This window comes from Pseudomonas sp. Z3-6 (assembly GCF_051131985.1).
Taxonomy (GTDB): Bacteria; Pseudomonadota; Gammaproteobacteria; order Pseudomonadales; family Pseudomonadaceae; genus Aquipseudomonas; species Aquipseudomonas zanjanensis.
This window is the reverse complement of sequence record NZ_CP071644.1, coordinates 1,704,249-1,730,106: the sequence shown is the minus strand read 5'-3', so window position 1 is coordinate 1,730,106 and position 25,858 is coordinate 1,704,249. Positions and strand designations below refer to the sequence as shown.

The 25,858-nt window shown below is 58.4% G+C and carries 24 protein-coding genes; 15 read left to right on the top strand and 9 right to left on the bottom strand.

Annotated features, from left to right (window positions below):
- Window positions 1-373: 373 nt before the first annotated feature.
- Window positions 374-814 (bottom strand): hypothetical protein, encoded by a 441-nt coding sequence (locus J3P88_RS07860; RefSeq protein WP_434574594.1) that lies wholly within the window; start codon window positions 812-814, stop codon window positions 374-376.
- 220 nt (window positions 815-1,034) lie between these two features.
- Between J3P88_RS07860 and J3P88_RS07855 the strand changes: the two genes are divergently transcribed.
- The 8 genes from J3P88_RS07855 to J3P88_RS07820 all read left to right on the top strand — a co-directional run bounded on the left by J3P88_RS07855 (window position 1,035) and on the right by J3P88_RS07820 (window position 12,200).
- The gene (locus J3P88_RS07855; RefSeq protein ID WP_434574593.1) at window positions 1,035-2,309 is read left to right on the top strand and encodes an HlyD family secretion protein; all 1,275 of its coding nucleotides are present in this window, start codon (window positions 1,035-1,037) and stop codon (window positions 2,307-2,309) included.
- Window positions 2,310-2,320: 11 nt separating this feature from the next.
- The gene (locus tag J3P88_RS07850; protein ID WP_434574592.1) at window positions 2,321-4,456 is read left to right on the top strand and encodes a peptidase domain-containing ABC transporter; all 2,136 of its coding nucleotides are present in this window, start codon (window positions 2,321-2,323) and stop codon (window positions 4,454-4,456) included.
- Window positions 4,453-5,865, top strand: coding sequence for a TolC family protein (locus tag J3P88_RS07845; RefSeq protein WP_434574591.1), 1,413 nt, complete (start codon window positions 4,453-4,455; stop codon window positions 5,863-5,865). Before J3P88_RS07850 ends, J3P88_RS07845 begins: the two co-directional genes overlap by 4 nt.
- A gap of 46 nt (window positions 5,866-5,911) precedes the next feature.
- The gene (locus tag J3P88_RS07840) at window positions 5,912-7,039 is read left to right on the top strand and encodes an SbmA/BacA-like family transporter (protein WP_434574590.1); all 1,128 of its coding nucleotides are present in this window, start codon (window positions 5,912-5,914) and stop codon (window positions 7,037-7,039) included.
- 196 nt (window positions 7,040-7,235) lie between these two features.
- Window positions 7,236-9,986, top strand: a complete 2,751-nt coding sequence (locus J3P88_RS07835; protein WP_434574589.1) for a response regulator — start codon at window positions 7,236-7,238, stop codon at window positions 9,984-9,986.
- Window positions 9,987-10,174: 188 nt separating this feature from the next.
- Window positions 10,175-11,164, top strand: coding sequence for a 2-hydroxyacid dehydrogenase (locus J3P88_RS07830; RefSeq protein WP_434574588.1), 990 nt, complete (start codon window positions 10,175-10,177; stop codon window positions 11,162-11,164).
- Between the two features lie 197 nt (window positions 11,165-11,361).
- Window positions 11,362-11,796, top strand: coding sequence for a hypothetical protein (locus tag J3P88_RS07825; RefSeq protein WP_003204688.1), 435 nt, complete (start codon window positions 11,362-11,364; stop codon window positions 11,794-11,796).
- On the top strand, window positions 11,796-12,200 hold the full coding sequence (locus tag J3P88_RS07820) for an META domain-containing protein (RefSeq protein WP_186707027.1): 405 nt from the start codon (window positions 11,796-11,798) through the stop codon (window positions 12,198-12,200). The genes J3P88_RS07825 and J3P88_RS07820 overlap by 1 nt, the downstream gene beginning before the upstream one ends.
- Window positions 12,201-12,427: 227 nt before the next feature.
- Here J3P88_RS07820 and J3P88_RS07815 read toward each other — a convergent pair whose 3' ends face one another.
- Window positions 12,428-12,895 carry a TlpA family protein disulfide reductase gene (locus J3P88_RS07815; protein ID WP_250964195.1) on the bottom strand — a complete coding sequence of 156 codons (468 nt, stop codon included), beginning with the start codon at window positions 12,893-12,895 and terminating at the stop codon, window positions 12,428-12,430.
- Window positions 12,896-13,008: 113 nt separating this feature from the next.
- Between J3P88_RS07815 and arsC the strand changes: the two genes are divergently transcribed.
- The 3 genes from arsC to J3P88_RS07800 are packed head-to-tail and all read left to right on the top strand — an operon-like array spanning window position 13,009 to window position 14,382.
- Entirely contained in the window at window positions 13,009-13,362 is a 354-nt protein-coding gene (gene arsC, locus J3P88_RS07810; RefSeq protein ID WP_186728804.1) for an arsenate reductase (glutaredoxin), read from the top strand.
- A complete protein-coding gene (gene wrbA / locus J3P88_RS07805) occupies window positions 13,359-13,964 on the top strand; it encodes an NAD(P)H:quinone oxidoreductase (RefSeq protein ID WP_186728806.1) in 606 nt (201 codons plus the stop codon). The genes arsC and wrbA overlap by 4 nt, the downstream gene beginning before the upstream one ends.
- Entirely contained in the window at window positions 13,957-14,382 is a 426-nt protein-coding gene (locus J3P88_RS07800; protein ID WP_434574587.1) for a DUF2069 domain-containing protein, read from the top strand. Before wrbA ends, J3P88_RS07800 begins: the two co-directional genes overlap by 8 nt.
- Window positions 14,383-14,481: 99 nt before the next feature.
- Here the strand turns inward: J3P88_RS07800 and J3P88_RS07795 are convergent, their stop codons facing one another.
- Window positions 14,482-15,156 (bottom strand): DNA-3-methyladenine glycosylase I, encoded by a 675-nt coding sequence (locus J3P88_RS07795; RefSeq protein WP_109753950.1) that lies wholly within the window; start codon window positions 15,154-15,156, stop codon window positions 14,482-14,484.
- A 67-nt stretch (window positions 15,157-15,223) separates the two neighbouring features.
- Window positions 15,224-16,048: a tRNA 2-thiocytidine(32) synthetase TtcA gene (gene ttcA, locus J3P88_RS07790; protein ID WP_003178962.1), complete on the bottom strand. Its 825-nt coding sequence runs from the start codon at window positions 16,046-16,048 to the stop codon at window positions 15,224-15,226.
- Window positions 16,049-16,443: 395 nt separating this feature from the next.
- Here ttcA and J3P88_RS07785 point away from each other — a divergent pair, with 395 nt between their 5' ends.
- Entirely contained in the window at window positions 16,444-17,046 is a 603-nt protein-coding gene (locus J3P88_RS07785) for a Yip1 family protein (protein WP_039591896.1), read from the top strand.
- 148 nt (window positions 17,047-17,194) lie between these two features.
- Entirely contained in the window at window positions 17,195-17,689 is a 495-nt protein-coding gene (locus J3P88_RS07780) for a SprT family zinc-dependent metalloprotease (RefSeq protein ID WP_250964199.1), read from the top strand.
- A 120-nt stretch (window positions 17,690-17,809) separates the two neighbouring features.
- Here the strand turns inward: J3P88_RS07780 and J3P88_RS07775 are convergent, their stop codons facing one another.
- Window positions 17,810-18,991 carry a CaiB/BaiF CoA transferase family protein gene (locus tag J3P88_RS07775; protein ID WP_434574586.1) on the bottom strand — a complete coding sequence of 394 codons (1,182 nt, stop codon included), beginning with the start codon at window positions 18,989-18,991 and terminating at the stop codon, window positions 17,810-17,812.
- Window positions 18,992-19,296: 305 nt separating this feature from the next.
- Window positions 19,297-20,628: a dicarboxylate/amino acid:cation symporter gene (locus J3P88_RS07770; RefSeq protein WP_186707035.1), complete on the bottom strand. Its 1,332-nt coding sequence runs from the start codon at window positions 20,626-20,628 to the stop codon at window positions 19,297-19,299.
- Between the two features lie 332 nt (window positions 20,629-20,960).
- On the opposite strand from J3P88_RS07770, the gene J3P88_RS07765 reads away from it, so the two are divergent.
- Window positions 20,961-21,959, top strand: coding sequence for an AraC family transcriptional regulator (locus J3P88_RS07765; RefSeq protein WP_434574585.1), 999 nt, complete (start codon window positions 20,961-20,963; stop codon window positions 21,957-21,959).
- A 162-nt stretch (window positions 21,960-22,121) separates the two neighbouring features.
- Here the strand turns inward: J3P88_RS07765 and J3P88_RS07760 are convergent, their stop codons facing one another.
- From J3P88_RS07760 to J3P88_RS07750, 3 genes are all read right to left on the bottom strand, one after another.
- Window positions 22,122-23,468 carry an ATP-binding protein gene (locus J3P88_RS07760; protein ID WP_434574584.1) on the bottom strand — a complete coding sequence of 449 codons (1,347 nt, stop codon included), beginning with the start codon at window positions 23,466-23,468 and terminating at the stop codon, window positions 22,122-22,124.
- A complete protein-coding gene (locus J3P88_RS07755) occupies window positions 23,465-24,142 on the bottom strand; it encodes a response regulator (protein WP_053124352.1) in 678 nt (225 codons plus the stop codon). Before J3P88_RS07755 ends, J3P88_RS07760 begins: the two co-directional genes overlap by 4 nt.
- A gap of 110 nt (window positions 24,143-24,252) precedes the next feature.
- Window positions 24,253-24,852: a hypothetical protein gene (locus J3P88_RS07750; RefSeq protein ID WP_186707038.1), complete on the bottom strand. Its 600-nt coding sequence runs from the start codon at window positions 24,850-24,852 to the stop codon at window positions 24,253-24,255.
- A gap of 145 nt (window positions 24,853-24,997) precedes the next feature.
- Between J3P88_RS07750 and J3P88_RS07745 the strand changes: the two genes are divergently transcribed.
- A complete protein-coding gene (locus J3P88_RS07745) occupies window positions 24,998-25,789 on the top strand; it encodes a dienelactone hydrolase family protein (protein WP_434574583.1) in 792 nt (263 codons plus the stop codon).
- Window positions 25,790-25,858 lie beyond the last annotated feature (69 nt).

Here is a 25,858-nt window from a genome sequence, read left to right as displayed (position 1 = left end):
ACTTAAAAGGACATCTGTGGGATGTCTCCACTGCCTCGTCGCGACGCGGCATACCTTCACCAGGGCGCGGGAATGCAATCATGATCAGCACTTACGTGGAGCCAACAGCTTGTTAGGAGTCCGGCGCGCTCGGTGGTTAGGCAGCACCGAACTAGAGTGGAACAAAGGGAAAACCTAGATCATTGACTTTCGTTTTCGTTTAGGAAATACGGCGAAAGCCATTAAATATCTAAGAACGCATCATTCATAAACAGACGTTGGAGGCCGTCACAATAATGCTCATTCAACCCAAAGAATGGGGAGCTATTTTACCCCACAGAATAGGCGACCATTGCGATATCGCCTGCAAGCACTAATCAACTACCAGAAACCTTCACTGTAGAGCACGTGATAATGTCACCAGTCGGTTGTATGGCCCAGTAAAAATTGCGACACTCCTTTGGATGGAGCATGTGATAACTTCGGATTTGCAATCATCCGAGAAATACACACCATCACGCTGCTCTGAATATCCGATAGATAGCATTGCGTTCCGCAACAAGCTTGGCTCCATATTATTAGTTCCAACTCTTAATTCAGAAGATGCCTCATCAAAATACATTTTCTTAGCAGTTACCGCCAAGTATCCAATTGTTCCTCCCACGACCTCCCAACCTGAAAAATCATTTCTCAATGATAATTCATCCATAAAAATAAATACCAAAGTTATCAGTAGGGCGACCATTATATTTCTTTCAACCAAAACGAATATCTTGAAAGGATCTCCTGACAACTGCTCCCTAAGCTTTAACCTTTTCAAAACATTTTCGGTCATCTATTCGTCCTCGCTGCACAACTTTTAAATCGCTCACCCAACACCATTCCAAACAGCACACATAAATCAACGATAACGACGAAATTCGAAGATTTGTACCCTACACATGTAGGGGTGACCCAAGCGGCCGTCTATGGGAATCTCTACTACCTCGCCGCTATGCGGCATGCCTTCCCAAGGAGCTCCGGGATGCAACTATTGTCAGCAAGGAATGCTCACATTGACCCAAGACACGTCGTTATTCAGAACAGAGGCCCTGGAAGCCCAACAGGTGCAATGGTTAGGCAGCATCGTCCTGATTCGCCCTGTCTCGTTCGCCTTCCTCACAGCCTTCGCCACAGCCCTTGCATCAATCGTTGTTATTTTTTTCCTATGGGGAAGCTATACCAAGCGAAGCACCATAGCGGGGCAATTACTGCCCTCCTCAGGCCAGATAAAAGTTTATGCACCACAACAAGGAAGGGTGCTTGAAAGCTTTATTCAGGAGGGGCAGCACGTTAAGGCGGGCACGCACTTGCTCACATTATCCAGTGAGCACTATGGCGAAAATTCCGATCCGATCCAGGAAAGTATTAGTAGCAACCTTAAGGAAAGAAAACGGTCCTTAATTGATGAACTCACAAAAACAAAAACATTGCAGGCTGATCAAAGGAAAAGCCTTACCAGCCATTTAAGCAGCTTAAAAAACGAGTTGGATATTTTAGCCGGACAAATTTCCAGTCAACAACAGCTGGTTGCCTTGGCTTCCAATGCCACCAGTCGCTATTCAGGTTTAATGGAAAAGGGATATATAGCCATGGATCAGCTACAGCAGCGGCAGGCAGAGCTACTCAATCATCGACAGAAACTAAATGCCCTTGAACGTGACCGCTCCGCGCTGCGACAACAGATAACCGAACGCCGCAACGATCTTTCTGGCTTAGCCGCTCGACATGAAAATCAACTTGCCATCATTCATAGAACGCTATCGGAGATTGATCGAGAGATCATCGAGAGTGAGGCGCGGCGTATATTAGTTATCAAGGCTCCTCAAGAAGGTGTCGTGACCGTCATTTTTGCAGAGCCCGGACAGACCACAGGCACCGCTAGACCGCTGTTAAGCATCGTCCCAAATAACGCCTTATTGCAGGCTGAGCTTTACTCTCCGAGTAAGTCCATCGGTTTCATCCGAGTTGGCGATGAAGTACGTATTCGCTATCAAGCCTATCCCTATCAAAAATTCGGGCAACACGACGGGATAGTCAAATCCATCTCCAAGGCCTCGGTTTCTGCCGTGGAACTTGCAAACACGGTCGGAGAAATACCCGGCGTTGGTCTGGACGGCGAACGCTATTACCGAATACGCGTAGGTCTGGACAAGCAGCATGTCCTGGCCTATGGCGAACAACGGCCATTGCAAACCGGCATGTTACTTGAAGCGGACATCATGCAAGAGACGCGTCATCTTTATGAATGGGTTCTTGAGCCTCTTTATAGCCTGACGGGTAGGCTCTAGGAGCAACGCAGTTGAATTATACAAATGCAATTTCACTCCACTGGGGACGCCGGCTTCCATTATTACTGCAAACCGAAGCCACTGAATGCGGCCTGGCCTGTTTAGCCATGATACTTGGCTACCATGGGCATAACTCAAGTTTGTATGAACTCCGCAACAGATTCCAAACCTCATTAAAAGGCATGACATTAAAACAAATCATTCAAATAGCCGACCAATTGAAGCTGGGTACACGCGCCGTCAGGCTTGATATGAAAGACCTTCTGCAACTGAAGCTGCCCTGTATTCTTCACTGGGACTTCAATCACTTTGTCGTCTTGAAATCCGTACGTAAAAACCACCTTGTCTTACACGATCCGGCCCGAGGCATTCGGCATATATCACTTACCGAGAGCAGCGAATTTTTTACCGGAATAGCTCTGGAATTATGGCCAGAGTTTAATTTTGAAGAGCAGAAAAAGAAGCCAGGCATCAGACTTTCCCAGATGCTTGGGAAAACGGCAGGACTGTATCGTTCATTATTGCAAGTACTTCTACTGGCGCTCGCGCTGGAAATATTTTCTCTCGTCAGTCCGTTTCTTCTCCAATGGACGATTGACAATGTGCTTGTCAGTGAATATAACGAGTTGTTGAAAACCCTTGTATTAGGCTTTGGGTTATTAATGCTTATGCAACAGGGGGTGGCAGCCATTCGGGCCTGGGTATTGATACATATGAACACGATGATTAGCGTGCAATGGCGCGCCAATGTGTTCACTCATTTATTGAGATTGCCCATTCACTTTTTTGAAAGACGACATCTAGCCGATGTCGTATCGCGTCTTGGCGCAGTGGACCATATCCAACAAACCCTCACCGCCGCGTTTTTTTCCAGCGTTCTTGATGGCCTTATGAGTATTGCAACGTTAGTACTGATGTTTATGTACAGTCCTACTCTGGCTTCTATCTCCCTCATCACCATGGTGCTCTATATATTAGGCCGCTGCATCTGGTACGCCCCTTTTCGCCGGGCAACGGAGGAGCAAATTATCCACGCGGCGCGTCAGGAGAGCCACTTCTTGGAAACCATCAGAGGTGTTCGGGCGATCAAACTATTCCGGCGACCCGATGAGCGACGCTCCACTTGGTTAGGCCTGTTGATTGAGCAAATTAATGCAGATATCCGAACCCAAAAGATGCAGCTTCTTTACATTCAAATGAACGGGTTACTTTTCGGCATTGAAAACCTGCTGGCGGTGTGGTTTGGCGCCGGCATGGTAATGAGTGGACATTTCAGTGTAGGTGTATTAATGGCCTTCACCGCCTATAAGACACAATTTGTCAGTAGGGTATCGAACCTGGTCGACCATTTTTTCGAATTGCATATGCTTCAACTCTACGGTGAGCGTTTAGCCGATATTGTTCTTCATCCGCCGGAGGATAGCCACGGGGACATTAAACTAGCCATTCCCTGTACACGGAGCGCCCATATAGAAATAAGAGACTTGATGTACCGTTACTCTGACCAAGAGTCTTATATTATTGACAAGCTGAACTTATCTATCGCCGAGGGAGAATCGATAGCTATCACGGGAGCCTCCGGTGCCGGAAAAAGCACTTTGATCAACTTGATGCTAGGGATTCTTCCTCCCAGCGAAGGGCAAATCAAGATTGCCGGAATAGAAGTAAAAGACATGGGCGTAGGCACACTCCGAGACATGGTCGGCACGGTGATGCAGGATGATGTCTTGTTTGCCGGATCACTGGCGGAGAACATTTCTTTTTTCGATCAGGATGCTGATATGTCCTGGATCATGCAATGTGCAGAAATGGCCGCGATCCATAATAGTATCCAATCAATGCCTATGGGATACAGCACGCTGGTTGGGGACATGGGGACGGTGCTCTCAGGCGGGCAGAAACAACGCGTACTGTTGGCTCGTGCACTTTATAAAAAAGCCAGAATTTTATTCCTTGATGAAGCCACCAGCCATCTCGATCTGCAATGCGAGCAATTAGTCAACGACGCCATACGCTCGCTCAAAATAACTCGAATAATAGTCGCCCATCGGCCCGAGACGATCGCGTCGGCGGATCGGGTTTTCATATTAGAATCCGGTAAATTAAAACCGTCCCCCTTCCACGCAAATGTGAATGCAATCAGATGATGGGCTATTCCAACTGTGCGCTCTCCCTACTTGTCGGGGGCATAACGTTATCAGCTATGGGGGCTGAGCTTGTTGCGCCTAACCACGTCACATCAGTTTCTTCAAAGGCAAGTATCTACACGGATCAGCCGTGCGCCTTCGGAAGTATTCCTACAAAATTATCTCTGCAGGAGACCATAGAACGGATACTTTGCAATGATCCGAAAACACGCTCGGCCTGGGCTCATGCAAAAGCGCAAGCCGCTCAAATCGGAGTCAGTCGATCTTTATATTTTCCGAAGTTCACCGGCAGCAGCGGCGTATCTACGGGACGGACCGTTACTGATTATGAGCAACGCAGCGAACTTTCCAGCGAAGGAAACCAACGGCAGGTTTTCAATAGGTTGCATTTCAGTTGGGTATTGTTCGATTTTGGGCATAGGGAGGCTGAGCTAAGAAGATCCATGCAGCTTTTGGTTGCAGCCAATGCCAATCAGGACGCCGTATTGCAAAAATCTTTCGCTTCCGCAGCAGAGCTTTATTACAGAGCTCTTGCCGCTCAGCGCAGCTTGATCACCTCATCAAAAGTTACATCGTTTGCTGCCGAAAATCTCGACGCAGCAGAAGCGAAGTATCGATCTGGAGCCGCGGCGCTTTCCGATTTATTGCAAGCGAAAGCAGCCTATTCCCAAGCCAGTCTGAATCAGATTCGCGATCAGGGAGCGCTTCGCAATGCCACTGGGATGCTTGCGATGCGCATGGGCCTCTCTCCTGAGACGGCATTCGGACTGGAGGGAAACCTTACGACGTTACCCGATACGCGATTCATCAAGACAATTGACGAGCTATTTCAACAAGCCCAACAAGATCATCCCACCTTGATAGCCGCTAGGGCTCGAATCAAAGCCACTGAAGCGAAGCTTGATGAGAGTCGCGCGGCTGGAAAACCGACCCTTTCACTAACAGCGGATATTTCCCATACCCGGATTGATCAATCCCAGATGCTTAACGGCAACAGACGTGACCGGGATAGAGCCGTTGGCCTGCAATTAAATGTTCCGCTGTTCGATGGCTTCAGCCGGAAGTATCAGATACGCAGTGACCTCGCCCGTCTTGAGGCGAGTAAGCAAGAACTTCTGGAGGAGCAACTGAGGTTATCGCTTGATCTCTGGGAAAACTATCAAACCCTAAGCAATGAGCTTCAGCGACTGAATCATACCAACAAGTTGATCACACAGTCACAACAATCCCTCGAGGTAGTGCAAGGTCGCTATCGATCCGGGGTGGGTAGCATGATTGAATTGTTAAGCGCTTTAAACACCTACGCAGGCGCTGAAGCTCAGCACATTAACGCCTTGGATGCTTGGCACACCGCACGATTAAGACTTTCGGAAAACTTGGGATTGCTGGGCTTTTGGAGGTTGCACTAACGCAGCACAACAGATCATAAACAAGGAACCTCACAATGAGACCAGCATGGACCGTGACCCTTTAAATCCCAGACCTTCGCAACACAATGAAAGCTTTATCAGGAGCACCTTTTCCATCTTATTGCCGTATTGGCAAAGTGAGGAGCGAATATTTGCATGGATTACAGCAACACTGCTTATATTTTTATCGCTTATGGCCGTTGCCACAGCGCTGGTCGTTAACGAATGGTATCGACACTTCTACGATGCAATACAGGAAGGCAACATAAAACAATTTTACCTCTTGGCCTTGATATTCATAGGTGTCGTCATTTTTTCTGTCTTCAGGTCGGTCCTGATAGCCTATCTGGTTGACATCCTGGCTTTGAGATGGCGAAGATGGTTAACCAATCATTACCTTCGCCTTTGGACATTAGATCCTGCCCAAGTCGACCAAACTGGAAACGAGGTCGATAATCCTGACCAACGTATCGCAGAGGACATTAATAAATTCACCTTTGAAACCATTGACTTGACCTGCGGGCTAATTTTTACCGCCGCCAGCGTAATATCCTTCAGCATAGTATTAATCAGCGCCTCCGGTGATGCTGTACTTATGGGAATCACGATTCCTTGCTACATGTTCCTAGCCGCTATTGTTTATGCTTTTATCGGGACTCTGATCAGTCAAAAAATCGGCTTCAAACTAATCGCCTTAAGCAACAACCAACAAAGATTGGAAGCTGATCTACGCTACTTCTTAATTAGGCTTCGGGAAAAGTTCAGAAAACCTCCGTCCCCGTTGAGGTACGAACCTGAGAAAAATAGCATTAATCACAAGCTCGAAGGTAGCCTGGCGAATTTTCGCAAGATAATACAGATAAAAATGCGTCTATCCTTGTTCACAGAGACATATGGCCAACTCGCCTTGATTCTTAGCAGTTTATTAGCCGCCCCACGCTTCTTTGCCGGCCATATAACCTTTGGTGACCTGATGCAAATTAATTCAGCTTTTGGAAATCTAAGTGAAAATTTAAGCTGGTTTATCAACGCCTACAGCAGGATCGCAGACTGGAAAGCAACGACAGATCGGCTGATCGCTTTCAATAAGGTGATGACGAACTCTCCTGCGGAGACGCCGAAGTATCCACAGCATGACTGCTCATCTTTTCGTGCTCCTGAGCCACCTACCTAAAGTTCAGCCGCAACCTCTGTCGGCGGATATCCACTAGGCGATTGCAAATCCCACTGCAACAAGCCTCCGGTCGAACCGATGCACAGCAGACACCATTTTTCCAAAGATCCCCCGCCCGCAAATCGCTACACTGCGCAGGTATTGCGTGCCGGATGCGCGCACAGCTCAATCAGACCGCTGGATGCAGGAGACAAGTGTGCTCAAGAAACTGGGAATCAAAGGCCGTGTGCTGTTGCTGACCCTGTTGCCGACCAGCCTGATGGCGCTGGTCCTGGGCGGCTATTTCACTTGGATGCAGCAAGCGGACTTGCATGCCCAATTGCTGCAACGGGGCGAGATGATCGCCGAACAGTTGGCCCCGCTGGTCGCTCCGGCCATGAGCCGCCAGGACATCGATCTGCTGGAGCGCATCGCCACCCAATCCCTTGAGCAAGCGGACGTGCGCGCCGTGACCTTCCTCGCCCCTGACCGCGCGCCGCTGGCCCATGCCGGCCCGACCATGCTCAACCGGGCGCCGGAGGGCAACGGTGCGCAGTTGCTGCAACGCACCGGCAATGACGCCACGCGCTACCTGCTGCCGGTATTCGGCAAGCACCGCAACCTGGCGGGCGAGTTGATCCCCGAAGAGGCCGACCGCCTGCTGGGCTGGGTCGAGCTGGAGTTGTCCCACAGCGGCATGTTGCTGCGTGGCTATCGCAGCCTGTTCGCCAGCCTGTTGCTGATCGGCGCCGGCCTGTGTTTGACCGCGCTGCTGGCCTTGCGCATGGGCCGCACGATCAACCGTCCGCTGAGCCAGATCAAGCAAGCCGTGGCGCAACTCAAGGACGGCCACCTGGAAACCCGCCTGCCACCACTGGGCAGCCAGGAGCTGGACGAGTTGGCCTCGGGCATCAACCGCATGGCCAGCACCTTGCAGAACGCCCAGGAAGAATTGCAGCACAGCATCGACCAGGCCACCGAAGACGTGCGCCAGAACCTGGAAACCATCGAGATCCAGAACATCGAGCTGGACCTGGCCCGTAAGGAAGCGCTGGAAGCGAGCCGGATCAAATCCGAGTTCCTGGCGAACATGAGCCATGAAATCCGCACACCGCTCAACGGCATCCTTGGTTTTACCCACCTGTTGCAGAAAAGCGAGCTGACTCCACGCCAGCTCGACTACTTGGGCACCATCGAGAAATCCGCCGACAGCCTGCTGGGGATCATCAACGAGATCCTCGACTTTTCGAAGATCGAGGCCGGCAAGCTGGTGCTCGACAACATTCCGTTCAACCTGCGGGACCTGCTGCAGGACACCCTGACCATCCTCGCCCCCGCCGCTCACGCCAAGCAGTTGGAACTGGTGAGCCTGGTCTACCGGGACACGCCGCTGTCGTTGGTGGGCGATCCACTGCGCCTCAAGCAGATCCTCACCAACCTGGTGAGCAACGCGATCAAGTTCACCCGCGAGGGCACTATCGTCGCCCGGGCCATGCTTGAGGACGAGCACGAAGACAGCGTGCAGTTGCGCATCAGCATCCAGGACACCGGCATCGGCCTGTCCAGCCAGGACGTGCGGGCACTGTTCCAAGCGTTCAGCCAGGCCGACAACTCGCTGTCGCGACAACCGGGTGGCACCGGCTTGGGCCTGGTGATTTCCAAGCGCCTGGTGGAACAGATGGGCGGCGAGATCGGCGTCGACAGCACACCGGGCGAAGGCTCGGAATTCTGGATCAGCCTGCGCCTGCCCAAGACCCGTGATGATGCCGAGGACCTGCCGGGCCCGCCATTGCTGGGCCGGCGCGTGGCGGTGTTGGAGAATCATGAACTGGCCCGCCAGGCCTTGCAGCACCAGCTCGAAGACTGCGGCCTGCAAGTGACGCCGTTCAACACCCTGGAGAGCCTGACCAACGGCATCACCGTCGCCCACCAGACCGACCAGGCGATCGATCTTGCCGTGCTGGGCATCACCAGCAACGACATGCCGCCGGAGCGCCTCAACCAGCACATCTGGGACCTTGAGCACCTGGGCTGCAAAGTGCTCGTGCTGTGCCCCACCACCGAACAGACCCTGTACCACCTTTCGGTGCCCAACCCTCACAGTCAGTTGCAGGCCAAGCCGGCCTGCACCCGCAAGTTGCGCCGTTCGTTGTCCGACCTGGTCAACCCCCGCCCGACCCGCAGCGAACCCAGCGAGCCGGTTTCCAGCCGCGCCCCGAAAGTGCTGTGCGTGGACGACAACCCGGCCAACCTGTTGCTGGTGCAGACCCTGCTCGAAGACATGGGCGCCAAGGTGCTGGCGGTGGAAAGCGGCTACGCGGCGGTCAAGGCCGTGCAGAAGGAAACCTTCGACCTGGTCCTGATGGACGTGCAGATGCCCGGCATGGACGGTCGCCAGAGCACCGAGGCGATCCGCCAGTGGGAAAGCGAGCGGCACTGCACGCCGCTGCCGATCGTCGCCCTCACCGCCCACGCCATGGCCAACGAAAAGCGCGCCCTGCTGCAAAGCGGCATGGACGACTACCTGACCAAACCCATCAGCGAACGGCAACTGGCCCAGGTGGTGCTCAAGTGGACCGGCCTGGCCCTGCGCAACCAGTCGCCGGAGCGCAGCAACGATGCCCAGGGTGCCAGCGAGCTGCTGGTGCTCGATCATGAAGAAGGCTTGCGCCTGGCCGCCGGCAAGGCCGACCTGGCGGCGGACATGCTGGCGATGCTGCTGGCGTCCCTGGAAGCCGACCGCGAAGCCATCCGCCAGGCCAGCGAGGCCAACGATCACAACGCCTTGATCGAACGGGTCCACCGCCTGCACGGCGCCACCCGCTACTGCGGCGTGCCGCAATTGCGTGCGGCCTGCCAGCGCAGCGAAACCCTGCTCAAGCAACAGGATCCCAAGGCCGCCGCCGCCTTGGAAGAGTTGGAGCGGGCCATCAATCGCCTGGCCAGCGAGGCGCGTATCAGTGCCTGATCCAGGGCAATACCCTGGAAATCGGAATCACTGAAAATGTCCGCTATCCCGGCCCGTAGGAGCTGCCGAGCGAAGCGAGGCTGCGATTTTTTGATCTTTCACTTGCGATTCAATGGTCAGCGCAAAGATCGCAGCCTCGTTGCACTCGACAGCTCCTACGGGCTTGTTTTTTCTGCCAGGAGGCCGCCATGCGCGTGATTTTTTTCAGCAGCCAGACCTATGACCGCGACAGCTTCACCCAGGCCCCGACACCCGCCGGCCTTGAGTTGCAGTTCCAGCCCGCCCGCCTGAACATGGACACCGTGGCCCTGGCCGAACGGCATGACGTGGTGTGCGCCTTCATCAACGATGACCTCAGCGCCCCGGTGCTGGAGCGGCTGGCCGCAGGCGGCACGCGGCTGATCGCCCTGCGCTCGGCCGGCTACAACCACGTCGACCTGCTCGCCGCCAAGCGCCTGGGCTTGAGCATCGTCCGGGTCCCGGCCTATTCGCCTCACGCCGTGGCCGAACATGCCGTGGCGTTGATCATGGCCCTCAATCGTTGCCTTCATCGCGCCTACAACCGCACCCGGGACGGCAATTTCAGCCTCCATGGGCTGACCGGCTTCGACCTGGTGGGCAAGACCGTCGGGGTGATCGGCACTGGGCAGATTGGTGCTACGTTCGCACGGATCATGGCCGGTTTCGGCTGCCAGTTGCTGGCCTACGACCCCTACCCCAACCCGCAGGTCGAAGCCCTGGGCGCCCGCTATTTGCCCCTGGACGAATTGCTGGCGCAAGCACAGATCATCAGCCTGCACTGCCCACTGAACGAACAGAGCCGACACCTGATCAACGCCCGAACGCTGGCCGCGATGCAACGCGGCGCCATGCTGATCAACACCGGGCGCGGCGGCCTGGTGGACACACCGGCCTTGATCGCGGCCTTGAAAAGCGGCCAGTTGGGCTACCTGGGCCTGGATGTGTACGAGGAGGAGGCCCAGTTGTTTTTCAAGGATCGCTCAGACCTGCCTTTGCAAGATGACGTGCTGGCACGGCTGCTGACCTTTCCCAACGTGATCGTCACTGCCCACCAGGCGTTCCTGACCCATGAGGCGTTGGCCGCCATTGCCATGACCACCCTGGACAACATCGCCGCCTGGGCGGCTGGTGTGCCGCAGAACCTGGTGGATAGCTGATCCCCCAGGTCACCACCTCCTGTGGGAGCGGGCTTGCTCGCGAAGGCGGAGCTTCAGTTAGCCTATGTGTTGCTGACACACCGCCTTCGCGAGCAAGCCCGCTCCCACATTAGGAATGGAGTTTCGTCGGCAAGATTCGTGGTTGACCATCCCAACCCATGCCCCGTGCTAGCATGTCGCGCCTATTTGGAGGACCCATGGCCGAACACGATTTCCGCTACACCCTGATGAACCCGCAGCATACATTGACCGAAGTCCGCGCCCTGGCGCCGGGCCGCTACCAGGTCACCGGCAATGGCGGTTCGATCCAGGCCAACGATGTGTTGCTCGTCACGCTCAAGGGCAGCAAGGACTTGTCCATGCGTCTGACCGTGGACACCGTGCGGCACCTGCTCAAGCCCATGGGCCAATGGACCGCCATGACCACCGGCCCGGTGTTCGGCGAACTGGCGATCCATACCTGGCAGGTCAACTGCGATAGCTGCGCCAAAGAACTGAGCTTCGAATTCGCCGTCGATGCCAAGCTTGGCGTCAAGGCCGAGAAGCCGGCCGCCACCGCGCGAATCGCCGAACTGGGCTGGACCACCGTGGGTGAAAAACACCTGTGCCCGAAATGCCAGGAAGCCGCCTGATGAAACGTTTGGCCCTGTCCGCGTCGATCGGCATGAGCCTGATGGGGTGTGCCGCTGAACCTGTGCAGTTGCAACCTAACCGCAGCTACATCCTGGAGTGGATCGGCGAACGGCCATTGATGGACTACAGCCACCTGACCATCACCCTTGGGGATGACGGCCGCGCCTACGGCAACGGCGGCTGCAACCACTGGTTCGCGCCCTACACGCTGGAAGGCCACCGCTTGAGCTTCGGCAAGATCGGCAGCACCCGCAAACTCTGCGCCCCGGCGGTGATGGAGCAGGAGACGCGTTTCTTGCAGGCCTTGGAAAAGGTCGAACGCTGGGACGTCTCGCCCATCGAGCAAATGCGCTTCTGGCCGGCCCAGGGCAAGCCGTTGCGGTGGTGGCTGGAGGAAGGCTGAGGCCTGAGCCTGCAGACACCCCAGTTTGGACCAGGGACATGGTTGACCCTGTGGCGAGGGAGCTTGCTCCCGCTGGGCTGCGCAGCGGCCCCCTCCATTCTGTCTGACACATCAAAGTGACAGGTACATCTGGGGCCGCTTCGCGGCCCAGCGGGAGCAAGCTCCCTCGCCACAAAAGCTCCCTGTCACAGAACCTATATAACCAAACGCCCTATGTCAGTTCGGGATCACTTGAGTGCCTGCAACGCCTCAAGCTTGGCCATCACCCCCGCCGCCGTCTGCTCCCCCAGCAACTGTTCGCGTACCTTGCCCTGGTTGTCGATGATGTAGGTCACCGGCAACCCTTCGCTGCGAGGCAGGTCGAAGATCTCGGCCGGGTCTCGCGCCAGCACCGTGAAGCGAATCCCCATCTTGTCGCTGGCACTCTTGAGTTCTTCGCCCTGCACCTGGTCGAAGTTGACCCCGAACACACCGATGTTGCGCCCCTTGAGCTGTTCGGCCAGGGCATTGAACTCCGGGATCTCGGTGCGGCACGGCGCGCACCACTCCGCCCAGTAGTTGAGCACCAGCCATTGTTTGTCCAGCCGCTGGGAGGCGATGGCCTGGCCGTTCTGGTCCACCCCGTAGTCGTTTCCGCAACCGGCGAGCAACAGGATGCCCATGAATGTCAGTGCCGCCGTCAATCGCCTTGTCATGTGCCAATCCTTGTCTGATGTGAACGCTGCTGCGACCCTTCGCCTCTCTAAGGTGCTAGGGACTTCGCGGCACAGTAGAATAGCCGCCACCTTACGCAAGATGCGACCCGCTCATGACCGATCTGACGCTTTATCACAACCCGCGCTGCTCGAAATCCCGCGGTGCGCTGGAACTGTTGGAGGCCCGCGGCCTGGCGCCGACCGTGGTCCGCTACCTGGAAACCCCGCTCGACGCCGCGCAACTGGAGCGCCTGCTGGCCAAGCTCGGCATCAGCGCCCGGCAGTTGCTGCGCACCGGCGAGGACGAATACAAGGACTTGAACCTGGCCGACGAAAGCCTGAGCCAGGCCCAGTTGATCGCCGCCATCGCCGCCCACCCGAAACTCATGGAACGGCCGATCCTGGAAGCCGGTGATAAGGCCGTGATCGGCCGTCCGCCGGAAAAGATCCTGGAGATCCTGCCGTGACCACGCCGTATATCCTGGTGTTGTATTACAGCCGCAGCGGCTCCACCAACGAAATGGCCCGGCAGATCGCCCGTGGTGTCGAGCAGGCCGGGCTGGAGGCCAGGCTGCGTACGGTGCCAGCGATTTCCACCGAGTGCGAAGCAGTGTCCCCGGACATTCCGGAGCAAGGCCCGCTCTACGCCAGCCTTGATGACCTGAAGAACTGCGCCGGCCTGGCCCTGGGCAGCCCGACCCGGTTCGGCAACATGGCCGCGCCGCTCAAGTACTTTCTCGACGGCACCAGCAACCTGTGGCTGACCGGCGCGCTGGTGGGCAAACCGGCCGGAGTGTTCACCTCCACCGCGAGCCTGCATGGCGGCCAAGAAACCACCCTGCTGTCGATGATGCTGCCACTGTTGCACCACGGCATGCTGATCACCGGCCTGCCCTACAGCGAATCGGCCCTGATCGACACCCTGGGCGGCGGTACGCCCTACGGCCCGAGCCATCACGCCGGGGCCGACGGGAAAAGCGGCTTGAACGAGCATGAAGTCGCCCTCTGCCGGGCCCTGGGTTCGCGCCTGGCGAAAACCGCCCTGTTGCTGGAGAACGGCCGTGGCTAAGAAGCCGAAGATCCTGCCTTCCATCCAATGGCTGGAACCGCGCGTACGCCTGGCCCGCGTCCTCAGCCTGCTGTGCTTTTTCGGCCTGGTGGGATTACTCAGCGCGTATTACCTGCTGATCGCCGACCTGCACGGCGCCCGGCCCTGGGTGATTCTGCTGATCGAACTGGTGCCACTGCTGATACTTGCGCCCGGCATGCTCAGCGGCAGTGCCCGTGGACATTCGTGGATGTGCTTCGTGGTGAACCTGTATTTCATCAAGGGCGCATTGGCGGCCTATGACCCGAACCGGCAGCTGTTCGGCGTGCTGGAAATGGCTGCAAGCGTGGCGGTGTTCTGCTCGGCCTTGCTGTATGTGCGCTGGCGGTTTCAGTTGAATCGGCGGTTGGCGGGAGAAGGCGAGCCCTCCGTCGTCTGATAGGCCGCCTTCGCGAGCAAGCCCGCTCCCACACTGGATTTTTGAACGCTGAAAATCCCCCGTGGGAGCGAGCTTGCTCGCGATTGGCGCAACGCGGTCTCAATGATTCACTGTGTAAGCCAGCATCATCGATATCTGCGACATCGGCCGCCCACCGCTCTCTTCATGCCACTGGTTGAAGGCATTCTGCACCGTCGCCAGGTCCCGCAGGCTGGTGGGGACTTTGTCGATGATGTCTTGGGCGTTGAGCGCCGCCACCACGTCATAACTGGGCACGAAGGTGTCCTTGCCCATCATCCGCAAGAAGCGCGGCGCCGACAGGCCGCCCAATTGATGGCCGTGCTTCTTCAGGTAGGTCCACAGGCCAACGATATCGGTCACCGGCCAGTCGGCGACCAGCGCGCCGAAGCTGCCCTTTTCATGGGCCACGTCCAAGATCAACTGCGCGTTGCGCGGTACGCTCTTGAGCTTGCCCAGGTGGCGGATGATCCGCGCGTCCTGCATCAGCCGCTCCAGGTGTTCGGCGCTCATCAGCACGACTTTTTCCGGGTCGAACTTGAAGAACACTTCTTCGAAGGCCGGCCACTTGGCGTCCACCAAGCTGTGCTTGAGCCCGGCGCGGAACACCCGCAGCGCCATGGTCGAGAGGTAGCGGTCGTCGCTGATCTTGCGCAGTTGCGCCGGGGTCTTGGGAACAGGCAGGTGGGCTTCCAGTTCAGCCGCCGAACCGAAGCGGTTCAGACAGTACTCGTGCAGCCACTTGTAATCGCGCATGCCCTCTCCTGAGTTAAAAAATGAAAACGGCGCTCGCAAGCGCCGTGAATAAATGTCGCTGCGACCGTCAGAGATTCACCACATTGACGAACCGCGGCGTGGCGTTTTCGTCGATGCGCAGGTTGGTGAAATCGAACAGGTTGCGGTCCGCCAGTTGCGACGGAATGACGTTCTGCAAGCCGCGGAAAATGCTCTCGGTGCGGCCCGGGGTCTTGCGTTCCCATTCCTGGAGCATTTCCTTGACCACCTGGCGTTGCAGGTTTTCCTGGGAGCCGCACAGGTTGCAGGGGATGATCGGGAACTGCTTGAAATCCGAATAGGCCTGGATGTCTTTCTCGTTGCAATAGGCCAGCGGACGAATGACCACGTTGCGCCCGTCATCGGCACGCAGCTTGGGCGGCATGGCCTTGAGCGAGCCGTTGTAGAACATGTTCAGGAAGAAGGTCTCGACGATGTCGTCGCGGTGGTGCCCCAGCGCCATCTTGGTCGCACCGATTTCGTCGGCGAAGGTGTAGAGCGTGCCGCGGCGCAGGCGTGAGCACAGCGAACAGGTGGTCTTGCCTTCGGGGATCAGTTCCTTGACCACCGAATAGGTGTCTTTCTCGACGATGTGGTATTCCACGCCCAGCGACTCGAGGTAGGCCGGCAGCACGTGCTCGGGGAACCCGGGCTGCTTCTGGTCCATGTTCACCGCGACGATGTCGAACTTGATCGGCGCCACCTTCTGCAAATGCATCAACACGTCGAGCAAGGTGTAGCTGTCCTTGCCGCCGGACAGGCAGACCATGACCTTGTCGCCGTCCTCGATCATGTTGAAATCGGCGACCGCCTCACCGGCCAGGCGGCGCAGGCGCTTTTGCAGTTTGTTCTGGTTGACCGTAAGAGTGCCCATGACGCGAAATCCGTGAGGTGTGACGAAAGGCCGGCATTTTACGCAAAAAATCCCCGCTGTGGCACGGCCCTTGTGGCGAGGGAGCTTGCTCCCGCTCGGCTGCGAAGCAGACGCCAACAGGACGACCCCAGAGGGTCGCTTCGCAACCCAGCGGGAGCAAGCTCCCTCGCCACAGGGGAATCTGTTCGCCAGCGAAATTGTGCATACAGATCAAGCGGCGATTAACCGGCCCCGCTACAGCGCGATTTGCTCTAAGCCCCCCATCCCCCTCGGGGTAACTCCTTTCTATACTGCGGCATAAGGTCGCACACACTTACAGACCTTCACTTACCCGGCCACTTGGCCCGTAGGCGCTCCGTTGGGGGGCGATGGCAATAACAAAGGAGTGACTGACTATGATCCATCATGTCGTGGGGCTCTTTACCCACCCTGATCAAGAATGGAAAGAAATCCGTGGCGATCAGGAGGAAAGCATCAGCCACATGTACCTCACCCACACGCTGATCCTGGCGGCCATTCCCGCGGTTTCGGCGTTCATCGGCACCACGCAGGTGGGATGGGTCATCGGCAATCGTCCACCGGTCATGCTCACGCAGGAAAGCGCGCTGTGGATGACCATCATGTCGTACCTGGCCATGTTGGGCGGCGTGGCGGTCATGGGGGCCTTCATCCACTGGATGGCGCGCACCTACGACGCCAATCCGAGCCTGGCCCGTTGCGTTGCGTTCGCCACCTACACCGCGACACCTTTGTTCATCGGCGGCCTCGCGGCGCTCTACCCGCACATGTGGCTGGGGATGATCGTTGGCACGGCAGCAATCTGCTACACGGTCTACCTGTTGTACGTCGGTCTGCCGACGTTCATGAACATTCCCCAGGACGAAGGTTTTCTGTTTTCCAGCTCGGTGCTCGCCGTCGGCCTGGTGGTGCTGGTGGCCATCATGGCGTTCACAGTGATCGTCTGGGGGCTGGGCGTCGGCCCGGTCTATACCAACTGACGTAGCGCCCTCCTATAAAAAAGCAGGATCTGCCGACACAGGCCGCCGCAAGGCGGCCTTCCTGTGTTCGAAACGACCACTGGGCACCTGGACGATTCGCAACGGCCGGCGCTTGCGGCATACTCGGGCTTCTGGAGACCCGTAAAGCATGCTCGAGCAACTCAATACCCGCGTCGAAGAGTGTTACCAACAAGCCGAAGCCTTTTTCAAACGTCCTTTCAAACGCCCGGTGGTCAGCTTCAAATTGCGCGGCCAGAAGGCCGGTGTCGCGCACCTGCATGAAAATCTGCTGCGCTTCAATCCTCAGTTGTACCGGGAAAATGCAGAGGACTTCCTCAAGCAGACCGTCGCCCACGAAGTCGCGCACCTGATCGCCCACCAACTGTTTGGCGACCGTATCCAAGCCCACGGCGAAGAATGGCAGTTGATCATGCGCGGGGTGTACGAACTGCCGCCCAACCGTTGCCACACCTACGAAATCAAACGCCGCAGCGTGACCCGCTATATCTATAAATGCCCTTGCGACGGCAGCGACTTTCCGTTCACGGCCCAGCGCCACAGCCTGGTGCGCCAGGGGCGGCGGTATTTGTGCCGCAGCTGTCGCGGTACCTTGGTGTTCAGTGGGGAGACTCGGGTCGAATAGTACGTTTATGCGGTGTCAGGGCTGGCCCCTTCGCGAGCAAGCCCGCTCCCACACTGGATCTGCAGCGTGCATGAGCCCCTTGTGGGAGCGGGCTTGCTCGCGAAGAGGTCCTAAAGGGCACTACAAAACCACCTTGGCACTGCGCAATTGAGCGATTCGCTCAACACTGAACCCCAACGCCCCCAACACCTGATCCGTATGCGCCCCCAGCCTCGCCCCTATGTGCCGAGGCTCGGGCAGCCCTTGGGAAAACTTCAATGGACAGGCCATCTGCGCCTGACTTGAACCCTCCCCACGTGGCACCTGTGTCACCAGTTCCCGAGCCTGTAGCTGCGGATGCCGCACGGCTTCTTCCAGGCTCAACACCGGCTCGACACAAGCATCAATCCCGGCAAACAAACTGCACAGATCGGCAAAATCCCGCTTTTCGAACTCAGCCTGCAGCGCCTGCTTGAGGGCGTGTTGCTGTTCAGGCTTGGGCGACAACCCCGTGGCCGCCAGTTCCGGCCGCCCCAAAGCCTCGCACAGCGCCTGCATAAAGGCCGGTTCCAGGCTGCCCACCGACATCCAGCGACCATCACGGGTGCGGTAATAATCATAGAAGCTGCCGCCGTTGAGCATCTGGTTCTCCCAACCCGGTTCCACGCCACAGGCCAGGTAACCGGCGCCGGCCATGGCGTTGAGGCTGAACACGCAGTCGGTCATGCTCACGTCCAGGTGCTGTCCCTGCCCGGTCTGCTGACGGGCGATGACCGCCGCTAGCAGCCCGATCACGCTGTGCAATGAACCACCGGCGATGTCCGCCGCCTGGATCCCCAACGGCAGCGGCCCGCTGCCGGCACGGCCGGTGTGGCTGGCCAGCCCCGCCAGGGCCAGGTAGTTGATGTCGTGACCGGCACGGTCCTTATAGGGGCCGGTCTGGCCGTAGCCGGTGATCGACACGTAGATCAGCCGCGGATTGATGGCCTTCAAGGCCTCGTAGCCCAGGCCCAGCCGCTCCATCACGCCGGGGCGAAACTGTTCCAGCAGGATGTCGTAGTCCCCCAGCAACTGCGTGACCACCTCCAACGCTTCCGGCTGCTTGAGGTCCAGGGCCAGGCTGCGCTTGTTGCGGTTGAGGTAGGCATGGCTGGCCGATACGCCTTGGTCATGGGGCGGCAGCACCCGCAGCAGGTCTTGGCGGGTCGGCGACTCGACGCGCAACACCTCGGCCCCCATGTCCGCCAGCAACAGCGAGGCGAACGGGCCGGGCAACAGGGTCGAGAAGTCCAGAACCTTGAGCGATGCCAATGGACCTTGCATGGGCGATCTCCGAGAGGGTGATGATTGAAGACTAGGCAGGGATGGAGGGTGGGGCAATCACCGGGGGCATCGTTCGGGCTGACCAATCCGCTCAATCCAGAGGGCTGTCGTGGCGAGGGAGCTTGCTCCCGCTGGGTTGCGAAGCAATCCCAATATATCTGCCACCGCGTAGCTTCAGGTAATTCGCAAGGGGCCGCTGCGCAGCCCAGCGGGAGCAAGCTCCCTCGCCACAGAAGCGCGCCAGCTTCAAAATCGAGAACCCATAAAAAACCCGCCGAAGCGGGTTTTTCATTGCAGCCTGAAGATTACTTCGTTGGCACTGCGGTTTCAGCGGTTGCCACCACGTCGTCATCTTCACGGACGTCGGAGATACCACGACCGCCGGAAGCCAGCTCGGTCTGCAACTGGTCTTCGTCCAGCTCCTTGACCCACTTGGCAACCACGATCGTAGCAACGGCGTTGCCCACCAGGTTGGTCAGGGCGCGGGCTTCGGACATGAAGCGGTCGATACCCAGGATCAGTGCCAGGCCAGCCACCGGCAAGGTGCCTACGGCCGACAGGGTCGCCGCCAGTACGATGAAGCCGCTACCGGTCACGCCAGCCGCACCTTTGGACGACAGCAACAGCACCAGCAGCAGGGTGATCTGGTGAGTCAGGTCCATCGGGGTGTCGGTGGCCTGGGCGATGAACACCGCAGCCATGGTCAGGTAGATCGACGTACCGTCGAGGTTGAACGAGTAGCCCGTCGGGATGACCAGGCCTACGACCGACTTCTTGGCCCCCAGGCGTTCCATCTTGATCAGCATGCGTGGCAGGGCCGATTCCGAGGAGGAAGTACCCAGCACGATCAGCAGTTCTTCACGGATGTAGCGGATCAGCTTGACGACGCTGAAGCCGTGGGCGCGGCAGATGGCGCCCAGTACTACCAGCACGAACACCACGCAGGTGATGTAGAAGCAGATCATCAGCTGGCCCAGTTGCACCAGCGAACCGACACCGTAGGCGCCGATGGTGAAGGCCATGGCACCGAACGCACCGATAGGCGCCAGCTTCATGATCATGTTGATGATGATGAACATGACGTGGGCGAAGCGATCGATGAAGTCCAGGACCGGCTTGCCGTAGGCACCCAGGCGATGCAGGGCGAAACCGAAGAGCACCGAGAACATCAGCACTTGCAGGATGTCACCGTTGGCGAACGCGCCCACGATGGTGTTCGGGATCACGTTGAGGATGAAGGCGATGATGCTCTGGTCTTTACTGGCATTGATGAAACCAGCGATCTTGCTGGTGTCCAGCGTCGACACGTCGATGTGCATGCCGGCGCCCGGTTGCACGACGTTGACCACGACCAGGCCGATCAGCAGGGCAATGGTGGAGACGATTTCAAAGTACAGCAGCGCGTAGCCGCCGGTCTTGCCCACCGATTTCATGTTCTGCATGCCGCCGATACCACTGACGACGGTACAGAAGATGATGGGAGCAATGACCATTTTGATCAGTTTGATGAACCCGTCGCCGAATGGCTTGAGGGCAACACCGGTCTGCGGGTAGAAGTGGCCGAGCAAAATGCCGATGGCAATGGCTACGATCACCTGGAAATACAGGGATTTGTACAGTGGCTGACGAGTCGTCATGGCAAACCTTCCTCAAGAGTCCCGCATGACGACTTCCACCTGTCGTCCACGGCACCTCAATTGCGAACCCTCCTGCACTGGAGGGATTTGTTTTGTTCGGCTGCACGCGGCAGACCTGCAGGCTCTATCGCAAAGCCCGTGCCATTTTCTGGAAATGCCCTACAACCGTTATTACAGAAGGCGTTGTGGATTCCTCAGCGGTTAAACACGGCGGCAGAACATGGCGGATTTCCGCCAACAGGGTGTTTATCACTCCGGGATTTGGCGGATATCCGCCTTGTCCAACCTCGGCCCCCTGCTACCATCGCCCGCTTAACGGACGGATTTCTGCCATGCGCCAACGCACGATCGCCAGCCACTTCGCCCGCGCCGCCTTGGGCGGTGCGCGTCGGCAAGGCTTCGACTATTTGCCTTTGCTGCAACAGCTGGGCATCAGCCCCGAACTTTTGGATGAGCCGCGCGCGCGGATTGCGCCGGAGCAGTTCGCCCGCCTGTTGCAGGCCCTGTGGCTGGCAATGGAGGACGAATATTTGGGGTTCGGCCGGGCACCGAGTAAACCCGGGACGTTTGCGATGATGTGTCACGCGTTGATCCACTGTCGGACCCTGGGCAAGGCCCTGCAGCGCGGCTTGTTGTTCTATGGGTTATTCCCCGACGCCCCGCGCCTGACGCTGGAAACCGAAGGCGAACGCGTGCGGCTGGTACTGGACGATTCGACGCTGTGGGATCCGGATCACTTCCTGACCGAAAGCCTGCTGGTGGTCTGGCATCGCCTCGCCAGTTGGCTAATCGGCCAGCGGATCGGCCTGGAGCAGGTGACGTTCGGCTACACCAAGCCCGCCCACGCGGCTGAGTACGACTTGTTGTTCCCCTACCCGTTGGCATTCGACGCACCCGGCAGCAGCCTGTTGTTCCACAGCCGCTACCTGGACATGCCGCTGTTGCAGGACGAACGCACCCTCAAGCATTTCCTCGAACACTCCCCCGCCGACCTGCTGTCGCGCCCGGACGATGGCCACAGCCTCAGCAGCCAGCTGCGCCGCCTGCTCAGCCGCGACACGGCGCGCTGGCCGGACCTGGACACCGTCGCCGCCCATTTGCACATCAGCCCGCAGACCTTGCGCCGGCATCTGCGGGAGGAAGGCACCAGCTTCCAGGAACTCAAGGATCAACTGCGGCGGGATATCGCCATCTACCATCTGGGGCGTGCCGAGCTATCGTTGCAGCAGATTGCCGAGCAGTTGGGTTTCTCCGAACCTTCGGCGTTTCACCGGGCGTTCAAGAAGTGGACGGGGGTGACGCCGGGGGCTTATCGGGAGTTGGAGAACTGAGTGATCACATCCAACTTCTGTGGTGTATCCACCGTCTCCTGTGGCGAGGGAGCTTGCTCCCGCTCGAGTGCGCAGCGCTCGCAAGTTTTTGGGGCCGCTTCGCAGCCCAGCGGGAGCAATCTCTGGCCACAAAGGCCAGCACACACACCGAAAATACTCCAGTCAAACCACCGGAAAGTGAATCCGAAACGCCGCCCCGCCCAGCTCTGAATCCCCCAGGGTCAACTTGGCGCCGTAGCTGTCGATGATGTCCTTGACCACCGCCAGGCCAATGCCTTGCCCCGGATGCTGGCGATCCAGCCGCTCGCCACGCTGGAGAATCCGCGCCCGTTGATCCGGCGGCACGCCCGGCCCGTCGTCCTCGACACTCAACTCCGTGCCGCCGAGGGTCTGGTGCATGCTCACGCGCACCTCGCCCAGGCACAGCCGATAGGCGTTCTCCAGCAGGTTACCGAGCATTTCCAGCAAGGCACCCTGTTCGATCGGCACCTGGCAGTGCTCCGGCAGATCGAAGCTGACGGTGACCCGCTTGTCGCGATAGACCTTGTCCAAGGTATCGCACAGGCTTTGCAGCACCGGGCGCAAGCGCACCTGATGACGCACCAGCCCGCTCTTACGCAAGCTGGCGCGCTGCAATTGGTAGCCGATCTGCTGGCTCATGCGCTCGATCTGGGTTTGCAGCACCCAGGCCTGGCCACGGTCCTCGGGGCGCCGGGCCATGTCTTCGCTGACGCCCTGCAACACCGCCAGCGGGGTTTTCAGGCTGTGGGCCAAGTCATCGAGGGAGTCGCGATAACGGCTGCGCTGTTCTCGCTCGCTGTGGAGCAAACGGTTGAGGGAGCCGGTCAGGCGCAACAGTTCCCGGGGGTGCTCGGTGCTGAGGCTTTCCCGGGCCCCGCTTTCGATTTCGTCCAGCTCCTGGCTCAGGCGCCGCAACGCCCGCAGGCCCCAGGTCAGGCCGATCCACAACAGCGCCAGCAACACCGCCAGGGCCGCGCCAAAGCCCAGGTAGAGATTGTCCCGCAGTCCCTGCAAGGTCACCTCGTAGTCGCGCACCGGTTGCAGGGTGACGATGCTGAACGCCGCGCTCTGGCCGCCGAGCAGCTTGATCTCGACGTCGTAGACAAAAAACTCCTGGCCATTGCTCTCGCGAATGCGGGCGAACTGGTTGCCCTGGCCGTCATAACGCGGCGTGTAGTTGATGTTTTCTTCCTGGGTCGCCTTCGACCGCCAGACCAGCCGCCCCTCGCGATCATAGATATAGCCCAGCAGGCGGGCGTCGGCGAGGTTGAAGCGTTCATCGGGCAACTGCGCCGGCATCTTCAAGCGGTTGTTTTCTACCCGGGCGGCGGAAATCAGCGTGGTCACGTCCGAGGCCAGGCGTTGCTCGATGGATTCCTGCAAGGCCAGGCTGAACGCCCCTTGCATGGCCGGCAGCAAGGCCAGCATGAACAGCACCGCCAGGGTCATGGCGGCCAGCATCAGCCGCAGCCGAAGCGAACGAATCACTGGCAGCGCTCGTTGAACAGATAACCCAGGCCCCGCACGGTGTCGATTGGCTTGAAGCCGGCCGGGGCCTCCAGCTTACGGCGAAGGCGTCCTACCAGCACTTCGATGACATTGGGATCGCGCTCGCCGTCGTCGGGGTAAAGCTGCTCCATCAAGCGATCCTTGGCCACCACCTGCTGGTGATGACGCATCAGGTACTCGAGGATGCGGTATTCGTAGGCGGTCAACGCCAGCGGCTCCTCGTCGAGGGACGCCTGCTTGCGGTTGAGGTCCAGCAGCAACGGCCCGGCGACGATGGTCGACTGGGTGAAGCCGCTGGAGCGGCGCAACAGGGCGTTCAACCGAGCCTCCAGCTCTTCGAACTGGAACGGCTTGACCACGTAGTCGTCGGCACCGGCGGCCAGGCCTTCGACCTTGTCCTGCCAGTTGCCGCGGGCGGTCAGGATCAGGATCGGAAACGTCTTGTCCTGGGCCCGCAGCCGGCGGATCAGCTCCAGCCCGCTGATGCCGGGCAGGCCCAGGTCGATCACCGCCAAGTCATGGTTGAACTCCCGGGCCTGGTACAAGGCCTCCTCGGCATTGGCCACGGCCTGCACCACATGGCCGCTGTCGGTGAGCCGGGTTTGCAGGTGATGACGCAACAGCGCTTCGTCTTCGACGACCAGTAATTTCATGGAGCCTCTCCCCAGGCAAATCAAACAATCCAGTGCGGCGCACCTCAACGAAAGGCGCCGGATCGTCTTCGACCGATCCGGCTGGATCTCCTCACCGTGCCCTCGCCTGCTTAGAACGTGTAGTTGGCGGACAGGTAGGTCTGGGCGCTGCTGGTCAGGTCCAGCGAGCCAACCTTGGCGCCACCGTGCGGGCTCATCTCGGTGCTGGCGTTGCTGCGCAGGTAACGGTAACCCAGTTCAATCGAGGTGTTTTGCGAAATTTGTTGCAGCACGCCGCCCTGCAAGCCCACCGCGTAGCCGATGTCGCTGTCGCGACTGAAGCCAGGCGAATCCTGGGTCAGCTTGGTCAGGCCCGCCGTGCCGCCACCGAACAGTTTGGTGCTGCCGGTGACCGGATAGAACACATCGTAGCTGCCCAACAGGTTTTCCTGGCGCAACTTGATGCCGTTGTGGGTGCCCGAGACGTTGTCGTAGGTGGCGTAGTAGCGGCCCTGGTCGTTCTGCTTGCCCAGGCGCAGACCATAGGTGGTGTCCTTGCCGATGATGCCGTCGGCGTTCGGGTTGTTCAGGGCGCTGTTCAAGGCGTCGGACTTCTTCACCTTGTCGCTGGTCTGGCCCAGGGTCAGGCTGGCGAAATTGTCATCGGCGTGGGCCATGGCGCTGGCGCCCAGCACGGTGAAAGCCAGCAGCAGTTTTTTCATAGCAGTCATGATCAAGTTCCTTTGCAGCGTGGATGTGTTGTGAAGTCGCCGTCACCTTAACCAGCGGTCCCTGAACACCCGTTGAACGTTCTCTGAACCGGCGCTGAATGAATCGGCTAATCTGTGCGGACCACTTTTTATAAGGAGATCCGTCATGCGCAGGCTGCTAGCTGTTGTACTTCTGGCCATGAGCGGTGTGAGCCACGCCGCCATCCAGACCCAGGAGATCCCCTACACCAGTGCCGACGGCACCCAGCTGGTCGGTTATTACGCTTATGACGACGCCGTCAAAGGCCCGCGCCCAGGCGTGGTGGTGGTGCATGAATGGTGGGGGCTGAACGATTACGCCAAGCGCCGTGCCCGTGATCTCGCGGGCCTGGGCTACAGCGCCCTGGCCATCGACATGTACGGCGACGGCAAGAACACCGAGCACCCCAAGGACGCCATGGCCTTCATGCAGGCGGCGCTCAAGGACGGCAAGGCGGCCAGCGCCCGCTTCCAGGCCGGTCTCGACCTGCTGAAAAAACAGCCCCAGACCGATCCGGACAAACTCGCTGCCATTGGCTACTGCTTCGGCGGCAAAGTCGTGCTCGACGCGGCGCGCCAGGGTGTGCCACTGGCCGGCGTGGTGAGCTTCCACGGTGCGCTGGTGACCAATACCCCGGCCACGCCAGGCAGCGTCAAGGCCAAGGTGCTGGTGGAGCATGGTGCCCTGGACAGCATGGTTACCCAGGACAACGTGACCGCGTTCAAGAGTGAGATGGACAAGGCCGGTGTCGACTATAAATTCGTCAACCTCGAAGGCGCCAAGCACGGTTTCAGCAACCCCGACGCCGACCGCTTGAGCCACGGCGAGCATGGCGGACCGGACATCGCCTACAACAAGGAAGCCGACGAGAAGTCGTGGGCGGATATGCAGAAGTTCTTCAAGAAAATCTTTGGCTGAGCACACTTCTTTCAGCTGAAAAAATGATGTTTTTGTGGCGAGGGAGCTTGCTCCCGCTTGAGTGCGTAG